Genomic DNA, 19,145 nt, shown 5'->3' with positions numbered 1-19,145 from the left:
CACGTCCACTGACCAGCCGTTGAAGACGATGAATGATTTGAAACTCGAAGTCGCTTCCCCCCACACGCCGCACCTTGCCGAGGCTTCGGTGCGTCGCCGATCCCTGATGGCAGGCTGCGGCGCGCACGCTGTGCATGACGGGTTGACCGACGTGATCTATGTGCTGTTGCCGATCTGGCAGGCGCAGTTCGGCCTGAGTTTCGCCCAGATTGGCCTGTTGCGCGGGGCCTATGCCGGGATGATGGCCGGTTTCCAACTGTTGGCGAGCCGGGCCGCCAAGCGCTGGGGGCGCGAGCGTCTGCTGGTGGGCGGAACGGCCCTGGCGGGCCTGGCCTATTTGCTGGCGGGGCAGGCGGGCGGGTTGACGGTGTTGCTGCTGGCGCTGCTGTTGGGCGGGTTGGGCGCCAGCACCCAGCACCCGCTGGCGTCGTCCTTGATCACCGACAGTTACGAGGCGGGCGGCGGGGTCAAACAGGCGTTGTCGCAGTACAACTTTTCCGGGGATATCGGCAAAACCTTGATCCCCGGGCTGATCGGCCTGTTGCTGACGGTCATCAGTTGGCGCGCCAGTGTCACGTTGCTGGGGCTGCTCGGGCTGGCGGCGGCGGGCCTGCTGTGGTGGTTGATCCCGGCCCGTGCCGAGGTTGTGTCCGCTCCCGGCAAGGCATCGAAGGCGATCAAGGGGCAGGGTTCGGCCAGCGGCCTGCGCGCACTGATCCTGACCGGCACGCTGGACAGTGCGGTGCGCATGGGCTTCCTGACCTTTTTGCCCTTCCTGTTGAAAGACAAGGGCGCTGGCACCGCCGGCATCGGTCTGGCGTTGACGATGCTGTTCGTGGGCGGCGCGTTCGGCAAGTTGCTGTGTGGCTATCTGGGTGCGCGCATCGGCATGGTGAAGACGGTGTGGTTGACCGAATTCACCACGGCGGTGCTGATCGTCATGGCGGTGTACCTGCCGTTTTTCGGCTTGATGGTGATGTTGCCGCTGCTGGGGCTGGCGTTGAACGGCACGTCGTCGGTGTTGTACGGCGCCGTACCGGATCTGGCGGGGCCGGGGAAACGCGAGCAGGCGTTCGCGGTGTTTTACACCGGCACCATCGGCGGCGGTGCGCTGGCGCCGGTGTTGTTTGGCAGTCTGGGCGACGTCACCGGCGTGCCCGTTGCGGTGATCCTGTTGGCCGCCACCCTGTTGTTGACGCTGCCGTTGTCCTGGTTTGTGCAACGTGGCCTGGACGCGGATGCGCGGCTTTATCCGAGCGCCCGTTGAGCAGCGTTTGTGTTTCCAAATCGTTTTCGCAGGTAGAACAATGAATAACAGCCAGACCTCTGCAATCCGATTGTCGTTATCCCATCGCGCTCAAAATCTCAGCGCGCCGGGAACTTCCAGCATGCGCAGTAAAGCCAATGCCTTGAAAGAAAGTGGCATCAAGGTGATCAACTTTGCAGCGGGGGAATTATCGTTCGATGCCTGCCAGGACATGAAGGCGGGGGCCATCGACGCGATTAACGGCGCGCGTAATCGGTATACGCCGCCCATTGGCTTGCCCCAACTTCGCACCAGACTTGCGCAGCATGTCAGCCAGCGTTGCGGCGTCCCGTTCGCCGCCAATGAGGTGGCCGTGACTGCCGGCGCCAAGCAAGCGCTCTACAACACCGCCATGGTGCTGCTCAATCCCGGTGACGAGGTGATTATCCCGACGCCTTACTGGGAAACCGCCCCGACGCAAGTCGTGCTGGCCGGCGCCATTCCGGTGTTTGTCGATACCAAAGCCGATGACTATCGCTTGACCTGCAAGGCCGTCGAAAGAGCATTGACGCCCCGCACTAAAATGATCCTGATCAACACCCCGAACAATCCCACGGGAACGGTCTATCAACGAGAGCAGTTGCGCCTGATTGCCCAACTCGCGTTCGATCACCAACTCTGGGTGGTGTTCGATGAGTGCTATCGCAAACTGGTGCGCCGGCCCCATGAACATCACAACATTGTGTCGCTGTTCCCGGCGCTGAAAAACCAGACGGTATTGGTCGATTCATTCTCCAAGAGCCAAGCGGTCACCGGTTGGCGCGTGGGTTACGCCTGCGCTCCGGCCGAGGTCATTGCGGCCATGCATAACTTGCAGGGCCATACGACATCGAACCCCAGCAGCCTTGCCCAATATGCGGCGCTGAACACCTTGATTGCCGATTCACCGCACTTTGGCCACCAGGTAAACGTCTTTCTCGATGAACAACTGCTGGCCGCGTGTACGTGCCTCGGTTATGTCGATGGCATTACCTGCGCGCCGCCGGAAGGCGCGTTCTATCTCTTTATCGATGTGTCTCGCAAATTGGGCTGCCGTTACCTCGGCACGAAGATCCGCGACGTCGATCATCTCGCCGATTTGTTATTGACCGAGGCACATATCGCCGTTGTTCCAGGCTCGGGTTGCGGCGATCCCCACAGCATCCGGATTTCCTACGCTGTTGAACGTGAAGAGTTGATCGAAGGGCTGACGCGCTTCGGGCAATTCATGTCTGAAGTCGTCGCGGATTGACGGCTGGTATTCATCTTGTCGTCGCGCAATGCCCCACCTAATAAGGAGATTAACCGTGGAACAGTTGAGCCGTAACTTTATCGGGTTCGTCAATCAGGCCCTGATTGATGTCGAGGACCGCAATCTTGTCCAGGCGCTGCTGAGTGGTTTTCACAGCCACCCCGACAAACTGGATAAGTATTGCGAGACCTACGTCGACATGACGTCCAGCAACTGGACCGAGTCTTCACTGTGCACCTTCTTTTGTGGCTGGCGCAGCCCGGACGGGGCGGCCCATGCAGTGTCCAGCATTATTGTGCGGATACTCCAGGAGTCCGAGTCTTTAAGCGACGATGCCAAGTTGAAGATGCTGGCCGCGGCGCGCCACTGTGGGGAAATCATTATTGAAGATGTGGGGCTCGGCGAAATGCACGGGCATCCGCACCATTCGAAGTTGTATTACCGCATGGCGTCCGCCATTTGTGGTTCCGATGACTGGCGTCTCCAGGACCGGTTCCTGGACCCGATCACCAAAGAGTTTTCCAGTTGGGTCGGCGAGAAAAGACCTTTGGCGCCGGAGCTGATTGAAGCGCTGGAAATGATGGCCATGACCGAGTTGTTCAACACCGGCGAATACAACTTGATGACCCCCATGTGGAAGCAGTGGCTGCGCGAAGTCCGGGGCTATCCGTCGGGCGAGGCCAATCGCGTCGCGGCGTTCCTCAGTGTTCACTGCGGCGCTGTCGAGGCCCGTCATTTCAAGCACGCGGCAGAGGCGCTGGAACTGTATGCCAGTGCGACCGGCCAGCCGATCAACTACTCACGCATCGAGCGTCTGTCCAAGGATTACGTGGCCAGGGCCTGTGACCATCTGGGGAAAATGGCTTCCGTGTTGAGAAGCGAAGTACCGGCCTGGGATTAACCCTGATGCCGCTGGACATCCTCGGTTGCTGCGCCGTCGCTCGCCTGATAATAAAAATGGAGCTGGACTTGCATGATGGATACTCAAACCCGCCGCACTAACCTGGCCGCGTTGTTCGACAGCAAACGCTGCCTTCGCGTCCTTGAAGCCCATAGCCCGATATCCGCCTTGTTGGCCGAGCGCGCCAGACTTGAACTGGCCCCGGGGCACAGCGTGTCCTATGACGCCATTTGGTCGAGTTCGTTGACCGATTCGACACAACGGGGTTTGCCGGACATTGAAATTCTTTCCCCCAGTAACCGCTTGCACGGCATTCGCGAGATTTTTGATGTGTGTTCGATGCCGTTGATATTCGACGGGGATACCGGCGGCAAACCGGAGCATTTTGCGATTCATATCAAAATGCTCGAGCGGGCGGGCGTCTCGGCGGTGGTCATCGAAGATAAATGCGGGTTGAAGAAGAACTCCTTGTTTGGCAATGCCGTCAGCCAGGAGCAAGAGTCCATCGAAGAGTTCTGCGAGAAAATCCGTGCCGGTTGTGCCAGCCGCAGCAGCCGGGGGCTGATGATTATTGCTCGGTGTGAAAGCCTGATTCTCGACCGGGGCATGGACGACGCCATTGCGCGGTGCCTGGCGTACGTCGAGGCCGGCGCCGACGGCATCATGATCCACAGCCGCAAGAAGGACGGTCTGGAAATCCTCGAATTTGCCCGACTGTTTCGGCGCCAGTGCGCACACGTACCGCTGATTTGCGTGCCGACCAGTTATTCCCACCTGCGTTTCGAGGTCCTGGAGAAAGCCGGGTTCAACGCGGTGATCTACGCCAATCACATGCTGCGCAGCGCGTACCTGGCCATGCGTGATATCGCCAATGGCATCTTGGCCAACGGTCGAACCCTGGAGATGGAACCGCGTTGCCTCGGGATCGAGGAAATCCTCGATCTGGTGCCCGGCACCCGGTAGTTCACCGTGGCGGAAGGCTCCAGTCTTGGCGAAGCTGCTCATATTGCGCCTCGGGCAACTGCACCAGCAGCGGCAGCTGCCGTGGGTCAAGCCAACCGAGCAACCCCGCGATATCCGCCGGGTCCATGGCCGTACACCCCAATGTCCCCGACGTCGGCCCACGCCAGATGTGGAAGAAAATGCACGAGCCTGAACTGGCCGACGCCGGGGTGTTGTGTTCGATGAAAATGCCTTTGCGATACATGTCATCGTCACGGCGCATGCGTTCGGAGCTGTTCCAGTCCTTGGCCACCGTCGCGCCGTCCACCAGTTGGTTGTAGCGTTTGGACTGGCTGTCATCCACGCATTCGACCGTAGGGGTCAGCGGCAGGTAGGGCAGTTTTGTGTCGGCGCTGTTGTCGTAGCCAAACGCGGTGCCCAGTTTGAAGATCCCGGCCGGGGCTTTGCCGTCGCCCTCGCGTTTGACCGGGCCATCGCGCTGCTCAACGACGGTCAGCCCTTTGCCCCAGGCCAGTCCGCTTTTACCGACCACCACCGCAAACGGCTTGCCGGTTTTCTCAAAGGTCTGGCCATGGCGCTCGTAGCGCTGGGCGGTGCCCTGGATGGTGGTCCAGTTTTTTGTGGTGACCACAATCAGTTGGTTGCTGGTCGCTAATGCGAAAGGGGTAATCGGGAAATCCATCACCTGATTCAGCGCCGGATTGCCGGTGTAGGTGAAGTGCCACCACTCCTTCGAATAACCGACAAATCCTTCCTTTGCCATGGCGCTGGTCAGCAATTGGCGATTGGCTTTGGCGGTCGCGTTGATCGCCGAACTGTCGGCGTGGGCCGGCTCGTCGAAGCAATCAAAACCGGTGCCCATGTCCAGCGCACCGTCCTGCCAGCGCTGGGCATAAGGCGCGGTGCAATCGACCTGTTTGATCGAGGGCGACCACGTGGCAGCGGGCAGGGCGTTGGGGCCGGTGAGGGTCAGGTCCAGCGTGCTGCCCTTGGAATGCCCCGAGACCCGAGCCACATAACCCAGGCGCCAGAAGTCTTGCTTGTCCAGCCGTGGATAGAACTCGGCTTTGGTGGGATCGCCCGGCACTTTGGCGAAATGACCCATGTCGGCGACCGCACGGGCAGGACGATAACAATCGAACACTTTCAAACCGTAGCCTTGCGCCTGCAATGCACTTTGCACCCGGGCGAGGGCCTTGGCGGCATCCACTGACAGCAGGCACTCGGGCGCCTCGTAACCGTCGAGAGGGTGGCCGGTGAAGTTGTGGGCCGTGGCGTAGCGAATGTCTTGCTCGATGCTCGGGGCAACCGAACGCAGGTAGACCATGTGCTCTGGGCGTGGCTCGGCACTGGCCAGGCAGGGCACGATAAGGCACAGGATCGCGATGAGTGTGTTGAGTGCGCGCATTAAATGCCTCCAGCGTCAGGTGCGATGGGCCACGTACACGAGGCTCTGGGGTTGCCCCGGTACATCGTCGAGCTCGCCGAAGCGCTGCATGCCGATTTTTTCCAGCACGCCGATTGAGGCCTGGTGGCTCGGCCGCACCAGCGCAAAAACCTGCTCGGCTTTCAGCGCATCGAAGGCGAACGCCAGCGCTGCGTTTCCCAACTCCGTGGCGAAACCCTGGCCCCACGCGGCCGTGTCAAAGCGGTAGCCGAGGTTCAGGCGCTGGACGTCGAGGTAGTTGTACAGCGCGATACCGCCGAAGCCGATCACATGCTCCGGTGCTTCACGGCGGGCAATCGCCCACTGTCCGTAACCGTGGTCTTGCCAGTGGCGCAGCCAGCCATCGAGCAACGTTTCAGCCTGATGAAGTTCGGTCAGCGGCCCGGCGGGGTTGAACTGGTGGGTGGCGGGATCGCCGTAGATCGCAAACAGTCGAGGCAGGTCTTCGGCTTGCGGTGGCCGCAAGATCAATCGCGCGGTGGTTCGGTGCATGGTCCGGTCAGTCCTTGTCGGCGCATCGGGGAGAACGATGGCTGGAGTGTATCGGCGATAGGGGCCGGGGCGCCTGCATTGATGAGCTTTTTTATCGCTCCCAAGCATATTTTTAATAATTTTCCTCTGCACAGGGATGTCGCACTATCGAGCCACACCCTGCGTGGTTCGGCGTTCCCGGATGGAAGCCGTTGCTCAAAACGATGTCGGTCCCAGGAGGCCAGCACGATGGAACTGTTATTGGTCTCTGACCAGCACTGCCCGGCTTTACCCTAATTTTAAAAAACAGCTGCGGGAGCGTTCCATGTCTTTAACCTTACGTACGTGCATCCCTTTTTCCCTGGCCCTGTTGTGCACTGGCGTATTCGCCACGCCGCAGGATTTGACCGTCATTTCCTTTGGCGGCGTGACCAAGCAGGCCCAGGACAAAGCCTACTTCCAACCCTTCAACGCCAGCGGCGCCGGACGCATCGTCGCCGGCGAATACAACGGCGAGTTGTCGAAGATCAAGGCCATGGTCGATGTGGGCCACACCAGTTGGGACGTGGTCGAGGTCGAGAGCCCGGAACTGCTGCGCGGCTGTGACGCCGGTTTGTTCGAGAAACTGGACGCCGCCAGTTTTGGCGACCAGAGCCAGTACGTCCCGGGGACGTTTACCGAGTGCGGCGTGGCCACCTACGTGTGGTCGATGGTTATGGCCTACGACCAGAACAAGCTGACCAAGACCCCGACGTCCTGGGCGGATTTCTGGAACGTCAGCGACTTCCCGGGCAAGCGCGGACTGCGCAAAGGCGCGAAGTACACCCTGGAAATCGCGTTGCTGGCCGACGGCGTCGCGCCGGATCAACTGTACAAAGTGCTGGGTACGCCTGAAGGCGTGAGCCGCGCCTTTGCCAAGCTCGACAAGATCAAGTCGAACATCCAGTGGTGGGAGGCCGGCGCGCAACCGGCGCAGTGGTTGATTGCCGGTGACGTGGTGATGAGCGCCGCCTACAACGGTCGGATTGCCTCGGCACAGAAAGAAGGCATGAACCTGAGCATCGTCTGGCCACAAAGCCTCTACGACCCGGAATACTGGGCCGTGGTCAAAGGCACGCCAAACAAGGCCCTTGCCGAGCGTTTCATTGCCTTCGCCAGCCAGCCGCAGACCCAGAAAGTGTTCTCGGAAAACATCCCATACGGCCCGGTCCACCGCCAGGCTTTGGCCCTGCTGCCCAAGCCAGTGCAGGATCAACTGCCGACCGCCGAAGCCAACATGGCCAAGGCCCGGGCGGTGGATGCGGAGTTCTGGGTGGACCACGGCGAGGAGCTGGAAGAGCGGTTTAATGCGTGGGCGGCTCGTTAGAGCGGACGCTGGAAATCTGTGGCGAGGGAGCAAGCCCCCTCGCCACGGGATCAGCGTTAAGGTTTAGCGCGCCACCAACCGCAACGCACTCGCCACACTCCCCACCGCCGCAAACCCGGCACCAATGCTCAGCGCCAGCACCGGCCCATGCGTCCCCGATATCCCGAAACTCAACGCCACCAACGCCGCGCCGGTCGCCTGGCCGATCAACCGGGCCATGGCGATGGTGCCGCTGGCGCCGCTGGAGCGTTCCCGAGGCGCGCTGGTCATCAGGGCTTTCTGGTTGGGGGCCTGGAAGAATCCAAAACCGATCCCACAGATGACCATGCGAATCCCGATCCCCAATGCGCCGGCATCGCTCGGCATCAACGCCAGTGACACCATGCCCGCGCAGAGAATGGCCAACCCGATCCCGCCCAGCAGCCCCGGCGGATAAGTGTCTGAAAGGCGTCCGGCAAACGGCGCGATCATCGCCACCACGATGGACCAGGGCGTCATCAGGAACCCGGTCTGGATCGGATCGCGTCCCAGGGTGGTTTCGAAGAAAAAGGGCAGCGAGACAAACGCCAAGCCTTGGGTGGCGAACGAACAAAACGCGGTCAGCGTCGACAAGGCAAACATCGGTCGCTTGAGCAAATCCAGGGGAAACATCGGCGCCGGATGCCCGGCCTCGCGGCGCAACATCAACGCCCCGGCGGCCAGGAACACCGCCAACGCAATCAACACGCTGCTCATCGAACCGAACTGCGCAGCCTGGCTCAGGGAAAAGATCAATGCGCCGAAGGTGATGACATTGAGCAATGCCGTCAGCCCGTCAAACACCACGGCTTTCGGTTGGCTGGTGGGCAGTGAACTCCAGGCAAACGTCAGGGCAAATAAACCGAGCGGCAGGTTGATCGCAAACAGCCACAGCCAATTGGCCACCGACAGCACCAGCGAAGCGATGGTCGGGCCGGCGGCAAAGCAAGTGCCGACCACCAGGGCGTTCAGGCCCAGGCCACGGCCGATGCGTTCCGGGGGGAAGATCAAGCCGATCAGCGCAGCGTTGACGCTCATGATCGCACTGGCACCAACGCCCTGGAGCACGCGGGCCACGGTCAGGGTCGGCAGCGACCACGCCAGCGCACAAAACCCCGACGCCACCACGAACAGAATGATCCCGCCGAGGAACACCTTGCGATGCCCGACGATTGCACCCAAAGCGGCGAACGGCAGCAACGTGGCCACGGCCGCCAGTTGATAGGCGTTGATGATCCACACCGATGCGGCGGGCGAGGCCTGCAAATCCGCGGCAATGGTGGGCAGCGCCGTGTTGGCGATGGCGGTATCCAGTACCGCCAGGGCAATCGACATCAGAATCGCCACCAGCCCGCGCAGCTCGCGTGAGGTGAGTTTGCCGGTGGCGGGGTTCGGGAGTGGCGCGGCTGGCGTGGTCATCAGGTGCGACTGGCCAGGTCAAGGCCGGCGCCGGAAAACAGCGCAAGGACTGAAAGACTGATCATGGTGATTCCCCGTGTGCAGGCGTTGCGCAAGGCCCTCACTCTACCTAAATCCGTCGGGGTTCTGTAGACGGCTGTCGCGTCAATTCGCCCCGAACAGCATCGTCCAGTAGACGCCTTCGTCGCTGCGCGCATCCGTGGCAAACGCCGCACCGACCTGGGTGAACATCGGGTTCATCAGATTGGCGCAGTGCCCGGGGCTGGCCAGCCAACCGGCCATGGCCTTGCTCGGTGAGCCCTGGCCGGCGGCGATGTTTTCGCCGATCTGCCGGCCACGATAACCGGCGGCCCTGGCGCGGTCCGCCGGCGTCTCGCCGTCGGGGTCCTGGTGGGCGAAGTAATTGCCGTAGGCCATGGCCTTGCTGTGGCCCTGGGCGGCGGCGCCGAGTGCGGCATTCCAGCTCAAGGGGCGAGCCGCGGCGAAACGCTGGCGACCACACATCCGTGGCCTGGCCCGAGCCGCGTTGACCTCGGCCAGCAAGGTCTTGCTCGCCGCTCGCCCGTCGCCGATCTGATTGTCGAGCAGCGGTCGCGCCAGCACCACTTGCCATTCGCTGCGGGCGCGGCTGATGCCGATGTCGGCGTACTGCCCGTCGAGCAGCGCACCGCAGTAGCGGTCTTGCAGCATATCGAAAGCGTCCTCGGCATCTTGCGCGCCCACCAGGCGGATGGTGCGCACGGTCACCGCTTGATAGCCGTTTTGCTTCAAGCCCTCGCGCAACGCGCCGCCATAACCGACCGGCAACGCCAGGTTCGACTTCAGCACCAAGGGCCTCAAGCCCTGGACCGGGCGCACCGAACAGCGGCGAGGATGGGCGCGATAGTCGTTGATGTCCGACACCAGTTGCCGTTCCTCACTGGCGTGGGTGGGCAGGGCGAACAGGGCAAGCAAAGGCATGAGGCAGAGCGAAACAACGCGAAAGGACACGAGGGGTTGGCGCATGAGGCGAACGGCTCTGATGAAAGACGACCATGGGGCTGAGGTGCGCTTGCCGAGGGCGAGCGCATTTCAGGGCAGGTCTGAGACTGCGGGTTTTGAATCTGGTTCAGGGCCTGGCGGCGGGGAGGGCGGTCATTTGTCGGACAGGTACTGAGTGAACAAATCAACAATGCCCTGGGGCGCGGTCTCGTTGAAAAACAACTTCAGGTTGTTGTCCGTTTCCGCTGCCGTTTGCGCACTGCGCGGGAACAGGTCGTTCTCATACGCGGTCAGCGCGGCTTCGACATGGCCCGGGTTGGCGACAATCGCCTCCGCGAGCAAAGCGCCGTCATACAAGGCGAGGTTGGCGCCTTCGCCGGCAAACGGCGACATCAAGTGCGCGGCATCGCCGAGGAGGGTCACGCCGGGGACACGGTCCCATTGGTGGTTGACCGGCAGGGCATGGATCGGACGCAGCACCGGGGTAGTGTCCGAATCGGTGATCAGCGCGATCAGTGCCGGCGCCCAGCCGTCGAATTCCTCGGCAACACGGGCCATGGCGTTTACCGGATCGGCGAGGTTGAGGCGGGCGAACCATTCCTCGGGCCGGTTCAGTGCCACGTAGGATTGCAGCGTACCGTTGCCGTGGCGATGGGCAAGGATGCCCTGGTTCGGCATGACCGCCATCAGGGTGCCGTCGCCGATGACCTCGGCGCTGGCCGGGTGGCGACGGCTGGCGTCGAACAGGAAGGTTTCGACAAAAGACAGGCCGGCGTAGGCCGGTTTCACGTCGGTCAGCAGCGGACGAACCCGCGACCAGGCACCGTCGGCCCCCACCAACAAATCGGTGGTCACGGTTGCACCGTTGGCGAAAGTCACCGCATGCCGCCCACCACCGAGCGAAGTTACCGCAGTGACTTTGTGCCCCCAGCGAACGGTGTCGGCCGGCAGCGATTCCAGCAGAATTCGGCGTAACTCCCCGCGCTCCACCTCAGGCCGACCGCCGTTGTCCGGGCTCGGCCAATCCAGCAGCACAGTGCCGTGCTTGTCGCAAATCCGCTTGGCATCGGCGCCCTCGATAATGATGCCCAGAAACTGCTCGAACAGGCCCGCCGCCTTGAGCGCGAGCTGCCCGTTGTATTCGTGGATATCGAGCAGGCCACCCTGGGCACGCGAGCCTGCCGAAGGTTCCGCCTCGTAGATCGTCGCCGCGATCCCGTGGACATGCAGCACCCGCGCCAGGGTCAAACCACCGAGCCCGGCGCCGATGATTGCGATGGGAGTGTTCATCCGGTTACCTGTGTGATTGGAGTGTGCGGTGAGTATCTATCACAGGCAGGCGTTGGCGTTAAATGCAGGGATGAGCGTTCAGAGGAAATGATCGAGCCTGACTGGCGTTGGGTCTGAAAACCTCTAGCGTCTAAGCCTTGCGCCGACGATCCAGGAATGCCAACAAGCCAATTAACTGAATTGCGCCTATGCCCATCGCCACTTTCTGCCCCACTGGCCCCAGGCTAATCAGCCATTGGATCAAAAGCACCAACGCCGCGACGCATAACGATATCAAGCAAAAGGTGTACAACCCCCGGATCAGCTTGCGATGGCGTTGAGACCATGTGGAGTTGCCTTCCTTTTGCGCCTCGGTATCCACGAGAGATATGGCGTCCAGGAGGGCTGAGAGGAATTCAAGCATGATTTCCTTTGGTGCGACGGCTTGGCGAGGTGAGGAGCGGGTGGGGTGAATATAGCAGGTGGTGGGGTGTGGGCTGATGAGGCGATGCGAGTGGTTGATAGAGGCTGAGTAGTGACCAAAGGGTTGATTTTGTGGAGGGGTGTTAATGTCCATGAGCGGCCACTGCCGCCAAGCAATACTCACACAGCATAGGCCGTAGATGCCTTCCGGAGCGGGGGATAGTCCACACAGCGTCGGTTACTGTCCAAAAGCGACGTCTATAGTAGTGGAGAAATAGATCTGTCCCCTTTACCTGAGAGGCTTAATAATCTGCTCCGACACGCCTAGGGCAATGCACGCATTACGTGATGATATGGATAGCTAGGGGAAGCGATGCAAATTCCAGATTTCAGGTTGGTGGATGACCTGAGCCATAAAGATTTTGAGCACTTTGTGAAGGACCTGCTGCTTGCGTCGGGCTGGCAGGACGCGGTGGTCACAGAGACTGGCAGCGAATATCGCTATGGTGATGGTGGGGTGGACATCTTTGCCTACCGCGAAGGACGTAAGTTTGCCGTAGAGGTCAAACAACGCAAGCGGGACACTACAGTGGACGTCAGCGCCCTAAACCAATTGGTCACCGGGGCTCGGCTCGCAGACGTGAAGCAGATGATCTTGGTCACCAACTCGTACTTCACCTCCGAGGTTAAAATACGCGCGTTGCGCCTTGGCGTTGAACTGATTGACCGGGACGCCTTGAAGAACTTGTTTGTGGTTCGCGGCTCTGAGATCGGCCGAAGGATCAAACCACGTGAATATCAGGTTGAGGTCATTCAACAGGCATTGGAGCAATTCGACGCAGGCAAACGAAAACTGCTGATTGAGATGGCAACTGGCCTGGGTAAAACCTACACCGTTGCGTTGTTAATAAAACAGTTACTTGAGCGTGCCGGAGGGGGGCAGCGTGTCCTATTTATTGCTCACCAGATTGAGATCCTGTTGCAGTCGGTGACTGCCTTCAAGAACGTGCTGGGTTTGGGGAGCTACAGCTTTTCTGCATGCTTTGCTGGTTCTCGACCTGAAAATACTGACTTGGTCTTTGCCAGCTTTGACACGCTGTACGGCCAACTGGCCGAACTGGCGTCCGGTAGCTTCGATTATGTAATCGTTGACGAAGCGCACCACACCCCAGCCAGAACATATGCGAGCGTTGTGGAGCACTTCCAGCCCCGTCTGCTTATTGGCCTTACCGCAACGCCTTGGCGCTCCGACAACAAAAGCGTTAGCGGCTTCTTCGGCGGCGCGGACAGCCATATTGGCCGTTATGACCTGATTTGGGGACTGCAGCATAAGAAACTGGCGTTTCCCAAGTACCTTGTTCTGCTCGACGACATTGACCAGGATCGTATTGACCAACTGGAAAGTGGTCTGTCGATTTCGGATTTGGATAAACGCCTGTTCCTGCATAAGAAGGATCAGGAAGTCGTCCGCCTGATCGAGGCTACGGTCGAGCAGAAGCAGTTGAGTAACGTAAAGGGAATCGTCTTCTGTCGGAACATCCGACATCTGCGACACCTGCTCGGTTTCTTCCACCCTGGCACCGCTACTAGTGTGCATTCACGGATGCAGGATGGTGAGCGGCGGGAAAACATCCGGCAGTTCCGCGAAGGCGATCTCAAGTACATCTTGGTGTGCGACCTGTTCAATGAGGGGATCGATATCCCTGAAACCAATCTGCTCGTGTTCATGCGCTATACGGGTTCGAAAACCGTATGGCTGCAACAGCTGGGCCGCGGCTTGCGCAAAACGAACAACAAAGATTGTGTTCATGTGCTCGACTTTGTGGGATCTCTGGATCGTATCAAGGATGTTCAACAGTTGGTCCAAGCTGTTGTACGCAGCAAACCAAGGAAAAAGCTGAGTGAGGGCGATCTGGATGAGGTTCGCGATGATCAACACGATCTACACGATGACACTATTGAAGTGACTTACAGCCAGTCGGCGGCTCGTGTGCTGGAGCTTATCGAGCGCCTGAAGTATCGACTCAATAGCCGTGAAGAAATGGTCGAGCAGCTTAGGCGCCACCAGAACGTCACCGGCACCGTACCGTCAATTGAAGCACTGGAAAGTAGTTTGGAGGACGTCTCTTTGGACCAGGTAGCCACGCACTTTGACTCCTATCAAGGGTATCTTCAGGCCGCGTTCGGCTGGGACATTGATACCGCAGCCATCAGTAGCGAAGTCTCTCGTTCCTACAGGATCTATCAGGACAAGCACGGGGTCGCACCTAGCCCCAAGGCGTTGTCGTTGGAGTTCCAGTACAAGACGCTGCCGTGGTTCACTACAGCGGAAATAGCGCGCTTGATCGCCGGGTTAGCACCGACACAGTTGCTGGATACCATTGCTCATGGCCGGCTAGGGGCTGCTGAACCAGAGGCAATTACAGCGCAGGCCAAGCCAGTCGTTCCGCCTGTCGTATCAGCTGTGCTGACTGAGGATCAAGCTAAGCTCGAGCTGCTCGCAAAATATCGCGGAGTAGTCAGCAGCCGCGCAGATCTGTTGACGCTGCCAAAAGAGCAACTCGACCAGATAACCGCGGTATTCCGTTCTACATCCGTGTTTTTGGTGCGGTTGAGAGGCTAGTAGAAATGCACGATGTAACCGAAATTAGGACAGCTGCCCGTTCGCTGAAAGTGCAGATGATCGCAGCAGGTCTGCTTTCCGCCAGCGAGACATCGGGGCGCCTGGATATCCTGATCGCCAAACTGGATGTTGAAGGCTTCCTTAGTCTGCGCGCGCTTCCAGCTTTCTGGGAGCTGCTGGCTCTTTGGCAAATGCCGGCTAATATCGAGCAAACGGCTGTGTCGCTGAAGGAACAGGAGTGTTTACGCCCACATATAAACAGCAATACTCTACCCCCTATGTCCCCGCTTGGCTCTCACACGAACGTGAAGGCAGAGCCTTCGGCAACTGACGTTCCTCATCTTCTCCCACATCCTCAGACCCTGGTCGGTGAGGTGCAACTCGGTGGCCGGTTCGATAAATTGGTTGCCCGACTGTGCCGGAGTGCAAGCAGTAGCGCCGGAATCACGGTCAATTTCGAGCGGCTTGAGGATATTTTGAACCTGCCAATTGATAGTCTGCTCAAGCTCGATGGCGTCGGTACGTCATACAGAGAAGACTGGCAGGAGCTTAAAGTCCTGTATTTCCAGGCAACCGAGTTTCTGCCTGTGCCACCAGACTTGTCAGACGTCGTTGAACCACTCGAGCTCGTTCGAGATGACATGCGACTCAATCTAACGCAGTTGGACGCTGCCGACCTAAAAGTCGTCGCCAAACTTGAGCGCGTAATCGGGCGCGCTGACATCAGGACGATTTTGAGCTTCGACTCATTGAAGGAGGAGGCGGCAAGAGGGCTGGGTGGTCGCACAAGAAGCCAACTAATGCAGGTGCGGGCACGTCTGGCTGCCGAGCTCCTGCTCATTGCGGCTGGCACTCTGGACTACTATGCGGCCCCATCCTCGTTGATTACCGCCACCACACAACCGTTCGTATCGGCGGCGGCATTAGGCAGATTTTTAATCGAGCGTGTGGATATTTTTCTGGCGACCCTCGATGAGAAAAGCCAGCTGATCTTCCAGCACCGATGGGGATTCGTGGATGAGCGCCTGACGCTTTCAGAAATTGGCAAAAGATATGACGTCTCACGAGAGCGCATCCGCCAACTGGAAAGCAAGATTAACGAGCGGCTCAATAACTATCTCGCACTAAATTCTGCCGAGATTTGGCACGCCGCCACAAGTATGTCGTATGAAGCGCTGCGCCTGGAGATGGCTGATCTGTCCGAATGCTTCGCGGAACTGGCCCATTTCCATGAATTTTTGGCATTCATTAGTCATGGCCGTATCGCCTTTACGGGCTCTTTGGCGCACCCGCCATTGACAGTACTTGATAGCTACTTTGCCCTGCATGGCACGGCTATTGAACGGCCGGTTATTCTTCAATACCTGCAGCAGGAGTTGGGCGGCGATGAAAAGGATGCATCCAATGCGCTGCAATTCCTTTATGAGCAAAGTCAAGTGGCACTTGAAAGCGCGCTAGTACGCCCGTTGAATCTAGGAAAGCGCGAGGCCGCGGCGGCGGTGCTTGCTGAGCATGCGAATGGCCTGCCGTGGCTGGATATTGCACGACACGCAAACAGGCGCGGTATCTCCAGGAGCTCGTTTTCGGAACAGACCGGTGGCCATGCACTGCAGGACTCCCCCCTGATGTATGTTGCCGGCAAAGGTGTGTACCGGCACACCCGCTTCGTCGACTTTTCCACCGTCGACGAGGCCGACATTTTCCACTCCCTGCGTTCCTACTTCGCTACTGCTGAACGGGAGGTGGCGCACTTAAGTGAGGCTCAGGCGGGGTTACCGGAGCTGCGTAAGCATGACTACTACATCCTTCGCTATGTAGTGAAGATGCACGGAGAAGGCCACGGAATTTACTTTAACGGTAAGTCACAAACCGACTCCATCAGCCTGAATCCGGAATTCGACTTATTCTCGCAAAAAAGTGTAATTCTGCAGTCTATGCGACAAAGACAAGCTCCTTTGACCACGAACGAGGTGGCGCAATTATTGAAGAGCCGTAGTTTGCGACATGCTAAGTTGTATCTCAAACAGTTAATGGACGCCAACCAAGTCGTTCAGATCGATCGTATGCTTTACACCACCTCGGAGAATGCTTACAAAAATATTGATCTGGACGCAATGCAACATACGATAGAGTCGGTTTTACGACGCCACGACAAGCCTGTAGATCCTTCAGTCATTCAACATGAATTGAATGCGCTGCAGGGCGAAGCCTACTCAAAATACTTCTATAGTTCGCTGGCGCGTTATTTTGCTCAGCTCGGGCATTGGCAGCGCCGCCACAGTCTGTTCGCTCTGCAGCCAATTTCCTTTGGCAGCTTGACTGATGCAATCGATACGCTTTGTAAAGCAGAGGATAGCGTTGATAAAAACTTCGCATCTCTAAGGCTGCATATCGCAATCAGTGAGGAAGCCGCCAGAGTATCCATCTATAACTGGAAAGCAGCGAAGGCACGACTGGCCTCTGGTGTAGCAGTACCTGAATTGGAGGATGAATTAGAAGGTGAGCTGGAAATCGGCTGATGAGTAGACCCTGCCACTCTAGAGACCTTCAGGACCCAAATAAGCCTCACTTTCTGTCCGCTTTTGGCTGATAGCAGCGAGTGATGACTGGCCGCTTATGGCCGATTTCGGCCAGTCGCATTAACCGAAACTAATCCAAAGTGAACATCAAAAACCAAGTCATGACGTGTTCGTCAGATCACTTTCACGGCGCGACCTATGAACTGCACTGGCCCTGTGGGTTTGCCAGTTTGCGAGCCGTTGGGGTTTTCCAAGGTCAGTTCAAAGAGTTGGTTGGATTCCAGCGGCGGCAACTTATTCAGAGGGACTGAAAGCGTTTGCCCGGGTTTGACCAATCCAAGGGATACCGGTCCTTGCCAGTCGTCCGCTTTGGTCCAGAACTCAAGTGCTTTGTCGCTTGGGACTTGCGCAACCCCTAACGGTATTAGCTGGATTTCCTTTGGGTTGCTCGCCTGAATGACCCAGCCGGGCGCCTGGTTCTGCGGAGCCACCAGAACGACCAAGTAGGTAGTCACCGGTGCGGCTCGTGTCAGCAGGATTGTTCCGAGCAACAACGTTGAGACAAGGCCTGCTGCCGCGAGCCCACGCCATAAAGGTACAAGGTTCCACCATGGGATTGGCTGCGCAGCGGTCGTCGCCCGTGGTGCTCGCCGGTCATTGCTGTTCAAGCTGCGCTCGATTCGCCCCCAGAGCAGTGGAGTAGGTGTTTGCGGTTCAGCCAGTTCGGTCAATGCAAGCAACCGTTGTTCCCACGCATCCACCGCTGCGCGCAAATCGGCTTCCTGAGCGAGACGCTTTTGTACCTCGATGCGTTGTTCGGCTGGCAACGTGCCTAACACATACTCACTCGCCAGTTCGTCAATGCGGTCGTGGCTGTCACCCTCTGGGCTTATGGTCATCCCATGCACTCCCGCAATGCCGCCAGACTGCGTTTGATCCAGGCTTTTACAGTCCCCAGCGGGGCGTCCAGTTTTTGCGATATTTCCAAATGCGAATAGCCGTCTACATACGCATGAAGTATGCAGTTGCGCCGCACTGGCTCTAGTTGTTCAAGGCACCTATAAATACGCCCTGACCGAACTCGAAAATCGAAGCTGTCCACACTCTGTAGCGATGTCTCCATGGACGCCAACGCTTGCTGCGCCCATTCGCTTTGCTCGCTGACGTGTACTTCTCTGGCGTTATCACGCATGAAGTTGAGCGCCAAATGCCGCGTAACGCTGAAGATCCAGCCACGCGCAGAGCCTCTCGCTGGATCGAAACTGGCGGCACGGGTCCATATCCTGATAAAGACATCGTGCACGATATCTTCGGCCAGGGCGTTATCGCGAGCGATTCGCCTGGCAACACCCAGAAGACGCGCACTTTCCTGCTCATACAAGTTGCGCAGTGCTTGCTGCTCGCCTCGGGCACAAGCAATCAGGCAGGCTTCATAGTCAAAAAGGGGCTCAGGCAAGGACAAGGTTTTCAGCCGTCAGCAGGTGGTCAATACCCCAGCCCGAAGGCTGGGGTTCTATCGGAGCAGCGTAGACGACTTTGTGCGCTGACAACCTGCTCTGAGTCGTAGACTTAATTGGCGGCCCAAAAAATATAATCGGCCTGATATTTCACTACTTCCCGTTTGCCTTTATTTGCGGCGGAGCACTCGGTCATGGGCGCTACACCGCCTTTAACGGCCACCCGCTGTACATAACTGACGCCGCTCATCGCGCCTTTACCTTCAGCGGGGTTGGCCTTGACCAACTGATAAGGGAGGTCACCGGTACTTGAGGGGGCAACCGCCAGTTGCGTCCCGGTGATTTTCGAGCCGTCTTTGGCTTGCCATGTAGCAGGCGGGCCGAAGTAAGTGCCAACCTGCTTGCCGCTGCGGTCATTCAGTACCGCTTTGGGGCCGACGAAAGTCCATTCAGTCTGGCCAACGGAGTTAGCCTTGTCGCGACACTCATAGGTGATTTCGCCCGTCCCGACGGTCTCCAGCGCGATCTTATGACCGTCCGGGACCTTGATGCTGTCCGGCAGATCCGTTTGCGCGTAGGCAGCCGGCACTGTGCCCAACAAGCAGGTAGCTGCAAGCGTAGTACTGACAATGCAGAGCAATCGTTTAGTGTTCATGCAATCTCTCCAGAAAGGTGATCAGTTCAGCAGCGCTGTGGCTACTACCTGTACTACCCACCAGAGGACGGACTGGATGCAGCCAATTGAAAAAAT

At 58.7% G+C, this 19,145-nt stretch carries 16 protein-coding genes; 7 read left to right on the top strand and 9 right to left on the bottom strand.

The window, feature by feature from the left end; genetic code table 11:
* Positions 1 to 28: 28 nt before the first annotated feature.
* The 4 genes from BK665_RS03660 to aepX all read left to right on the top strand — a co-directional run bounded on the left by BK665_RS03660 (position 29) and on the right by aepX (position 4,401).
* Positions 29 to 1,267, top strand: a complete 1,239-nt coding sequence (locus BK665_RS03660; RefSeq protein ID WP_123402952.1) for an MFS transporter — start codon at positions 29 to 31, stop codon at positions 1,265 to 1,267.
* A 121-nt stretch (positions 1,268 to 1,388) separates the two neighbouring features.
* A complete protein-coding gene (locus BK665_RS03655; RefSeq protein WP_259699569.1) occupies positions 1,389 to 2,537 on the top strand; it encodes a pyridoxal phosphate-dependent aminotransferase in 1,149 nt (382 codons plus the stop codon).
* A 55-nt stretch (positions 2,538 to 2,592) separates the two neighbouring features.
* Complete coding sequence (locus BK665_RS03650) at positions 2,593 to 3,438, top strand: hypothetical protein (protein WP_123402948.1); 846 nt, start codon at positions 2,593 to 2,595, stop codon at positions 3,436 to 3,438.
* Between the two features lie 72 nt (positions 3,439 to 3,510).
* On the top strand, positions 3,511 to 4,401 hold the full coding sequence (gene aepX, locus BK665_RS03645; protein ID WP_123402946.1) for a phosphoenolpyruvate mutase: 891 nt from the start codon (positions 3,511 to 3,513) through the stop codon (positions 4,399 to 4,401).
* A 1-nt stretch (position 4,402) separates the two neighbouring features.
* Here the strand turns inward: aepX and BK665_RS03640 are convergent, their stop codons facing one another.
* Positions 4,403 to 5,809 (bottom strand): M15 family metallopeptidase, encoded by a 1,407-nt coding sequence (locus BK665_RS03640; RefSeq protein WP_123402944.1) that lies wholly within the window; start codon positions 5,807 to 5,809, stop codon positions 4,403 to 4,405.
* Between the two features lie 15 nt (positions 5,810 to 5,824).
* Positions 5,825 to 6,340, bottom strand: a complete 516-nt coding sequence (locus BK665_RS03635) for a GNAT family N-acetyltransferase (protein WP_123402942.1) — start codon at positions 6,338 to 6,340, stop codon at positions 5,825 to 5,827.
* A gap of 304 nt (positions 6,341 to 6,644) precedes the next feature.
* Between BK665_RS03635 and BK665_RS03630 the strand changes: the two genes are divergently transcribed.
* Positions 6,645 to 7,685 carry a gamma-aminobutyric acid-binding protein gene (locus BK665_RS03630; protein WP_123402941.1) on the top strand — a complete coding sequence of 347 codons (1,041 nt, stop codon included), beginning with the start codon at positions 6,645 to 6,647 and terminating at the stop codon, positions 7,683 to 7,685.
* A 63-nt stretch (positions 7,686 to 7,748) separates the two neighbouring features.
* On the opposite strand, the gene BK665_RS03625 is transcribed toward BK665_RS03630, so the two are convergent.
* The 4 genes from BK665_RS03625 to BK665_RS34195 all read right to left on the bottom strand — a co-directional run bounded on the left by BK665_RS03625 (position 7,749) and on the right by BK665_RS34195 (position 11,949).
* A complete protein-coding gene (locus BK665_RS03625) occupies positions 7,749 to 9,122 on the bottom strand; it encodes an MFS transporter (RefSeq protein WP_123402938.1) in 1,374 nt (457 codons plus the stop codon).
* 144 nt (positions 9,123 to 9,266) lie between these two features.
* Complete coding sequence (locus tag BK665_RS03620) at positions 9,267 to 10,127, bottom strand: CAP domain-containing protein (protein WP_123402936.1); 861 nt, start codon at positions 10,125 to 10,127, stop codon at positions 9,267 to 9,269.
* Positions 10,128 to 10,256: 129 nt separating this feature from the next.
* Positions 10,257 to 11,393 (bottom strand): FAD-dependent oxidoreductase, encoded by a 1,137-nt coding sequence (locus tag BK665_RS03615; RefSeq protein WP_123402934.1) that lies wholly within the window; start codon positions 11,391 to 11,393, stop codon positions 10,257 to 10,259.
* A gap of 130 nt (positions 11,394 to 11,523) precedes the next feature.
* On the bottom strand, positions 11,524 to 11,949 hold the full coding sequence (locus BK665_RS34195) for a hypothetical protein (RefSeq protein ID WP_148053190.1): 426 nt from the start codon (positions 11,947 to 11,949) through the stop codon (positions 11,524 to 11,526).
* 219 nt (positions 11,950 to 12,168) lie between these two features.
* On the opposite strand from BK665_RS34195, the gene BK665_RS03605 reads away from it, so the two are divergent.
* The gene (locus BK665_RS03605) at positions 12,169 to 14,418 is read left to right on the top strand and encodes a DEAD/DEAH box helicase family protein (RefSeq protein ID WP_123402930.1); all 2,250 of its coding nucleotides are present in this window, start codon (positions 12,169 to 12,171) and stop codon (positions 14,416 to 14,418) included.
* A 5-nt stretch (positions 14,419 to 14,423) separates the two neighbouring features.
* Positions 14,424 to 16,937 carry a sigma factor-like helix-turn-helix DNA-binding protein gene (locus tag BK665_RS03600; protein WP_123402928.1) on the top strand — a complete coding sequence of 838 codons (2,514 nt, stop codon included), beginning with the start codon at positions 14,424 to 14,426 and terminating at the stop codon, positions 16,935 to 16,937.
* Between the two features lie 173 nt (positions 16,938 to 17,110).
* Here the strand turns inward: BK665_RS03600 and BK665_RS03595 are convergent, their stop codons facing one another.
* The 3 genes from BK665_RS03595 to BK665_RS03585 form a co-directional block, all read right to left on the bottom strand.
* Positions 17,111 to 17,836 (bottom strand): anti-sigma factor, encoded by a 726-nt coding sequence (locus BK665_RS03595; protein ID WP_123402926.1) that lies wholly within the window; start codon positions 17,834 to 17,836, stop codon positions 17,111 to 17,113.
* Positions 17,833 to 18,399 (bottom strand): sigma-70 family RNA polymerase sigma factor, encoded by a 567-nt coding sequence (locus BK665_RS03590; protein ID WP_185076418.1) that lies wholly within the window; start codon positions 18,397 to 18,399, stop codon positions 17,833 to 17,835. Before BK665_RS03590 ends, BK665_RS03595 begins: the two co-directional genes overlap by 4 nt.
* 107 nt (positions 18,400 to 18,506) lie before the next feature.
* Positions 18,507 to 19,049 carry a DUF3455 domain-containing protein gene (locus tag BK665_RS03585; RefSeq protein ID WP_123402922.1) on the bottom strand — a complete coding sequence of 181 codons (543 nt, stop codon included), beginning with the start codon at positions 19,047 to 19,049 and terminating at the stop codon, positions 18,507 to 18,509.
* Between the last annotated feature and the right edge of the window lie 96 nt (positions 19,050 to 19,145).

Source organism: Pseudomonas frederiksbergensis, from assembly GCF_003732665.1.
In the GTDB taxonomy this organism is placed as follows: Bacteria; Pseudomonadota; Gammaproteobacteria; order Pseudomonadales; family Pseudomonadaceae; genus Aquipseudomonas; species Aquipseudomonas frederiksbergensis_G.
Note: the sequence above shows the minus strand (reverse complement) of the source record. Positions and strands in the feature narration are given on the sequence as shown.

What these genes read in the sequence shown, in the direction of transcription:
- BK665_RS03630 (WP_123402941.1), top strand. Translation starts at nt 6,645, where the DNA reads ATGTCTTTAACCTTACGTACGTGCATCCCTTTTTCCCTGGCCCTGTTG.
- BK665_RS03585 (WP_123402922.1), bottom strand. Translation starts at nt 19,049, where the DNA reads ATGAACACTAAACGATTGCTCTGCATTGTCAGTACTACGCTTGCAGCT.
- aepX (WP_123402946.1), top strand. Translation starts at nt 3,511, where the DNA reads ATGATGGATACTCAAACCCGCCGCACTAACCTGGCCGCGTTGTTCGAC.
- BK665_RS03635 (WP_123402942.1), bottom strand. Translation starts at nt 6,340, where the DNA reads ATGCACCGAACCACCGCGCGATTGATCTTGCGGCCACCGCAAGCCGAA.
- BK665_RS34195 (WP_148053190.1), bottom strand. Translation starts at nt 11,949, where the DNA reads ATGGACATTAACACCCCTCCACAAAATCAACCCTTTGGTCACTACTCA.
- BK665_RS03595 (WP_123402926.1), bottom strand. Translation starts at nt 17,836, where the DNA reads ATGACCATAAGCCCAGAGGGTGACAGCCACGACCGCATTGACGAACTG.
- BK665_RS03640 (WP_123402944.1), bottom strand. Translation starts at nt 5,809, where the DNA reads ATGCGCGCACTCAACACACTCATCGCGATCCTGTGCCTTATCGTGCCC.
- BK665_RS03660 (WP_123402952.1), top strand. Translation starts at nt 29, where the DNA reads ATGAATGATTTGAAACTCGAAGTCGCTTCCCCCCACACGCCGCACCTT.
- BK665_RS03620 (WP_123402936.1), bottom strand. Translation starts at nt 10,127, where the DNA reads ATGCGCCAACCCCTCGTGTCCTTTCGCGTTGTTTCGCTCTGCCTCATG.
- BK665_RS03625 (WP_123402938.1), bottom strand. Translation starts at nt 9,122, where the DNA reads ATGACCACGCCAGCCGCGCCACTCCCGAACCCCGCCACCGGCAAACTC.
- BK665_RS03615 (WP_123402934.1), bottom strand. Translation starts at nt 11,393, where the DNA reads ATGAACACTCCCATCGCAATCATCGGCGCCGGGCTCGGTGGTTTGACC.
- BK665_RS03600 (WP_123402928.1), top strand. Translation starts at nt 14,424, where the DNA reads ATGCACGATGTAACCGAAATTAGGACAGCTGCCCGTTCGCTGAAAGTG.
- BK665_RS03655 (WP_259699569.1), top strand. Translation starts at nt 1,389, where the DNA reads ATGCGCAGTAAAGCCAATGCCTTGAAAGAAAGTGGCATCAAGGTGATC.
- BK665_RS03605 (WP_123402930.1), top strand. Translation starts at nt 12,169, where the DNA reads ATGCAAATTCCAGATTTCAGGTTGGTGGATGACCTGAGCCATAAAGAT.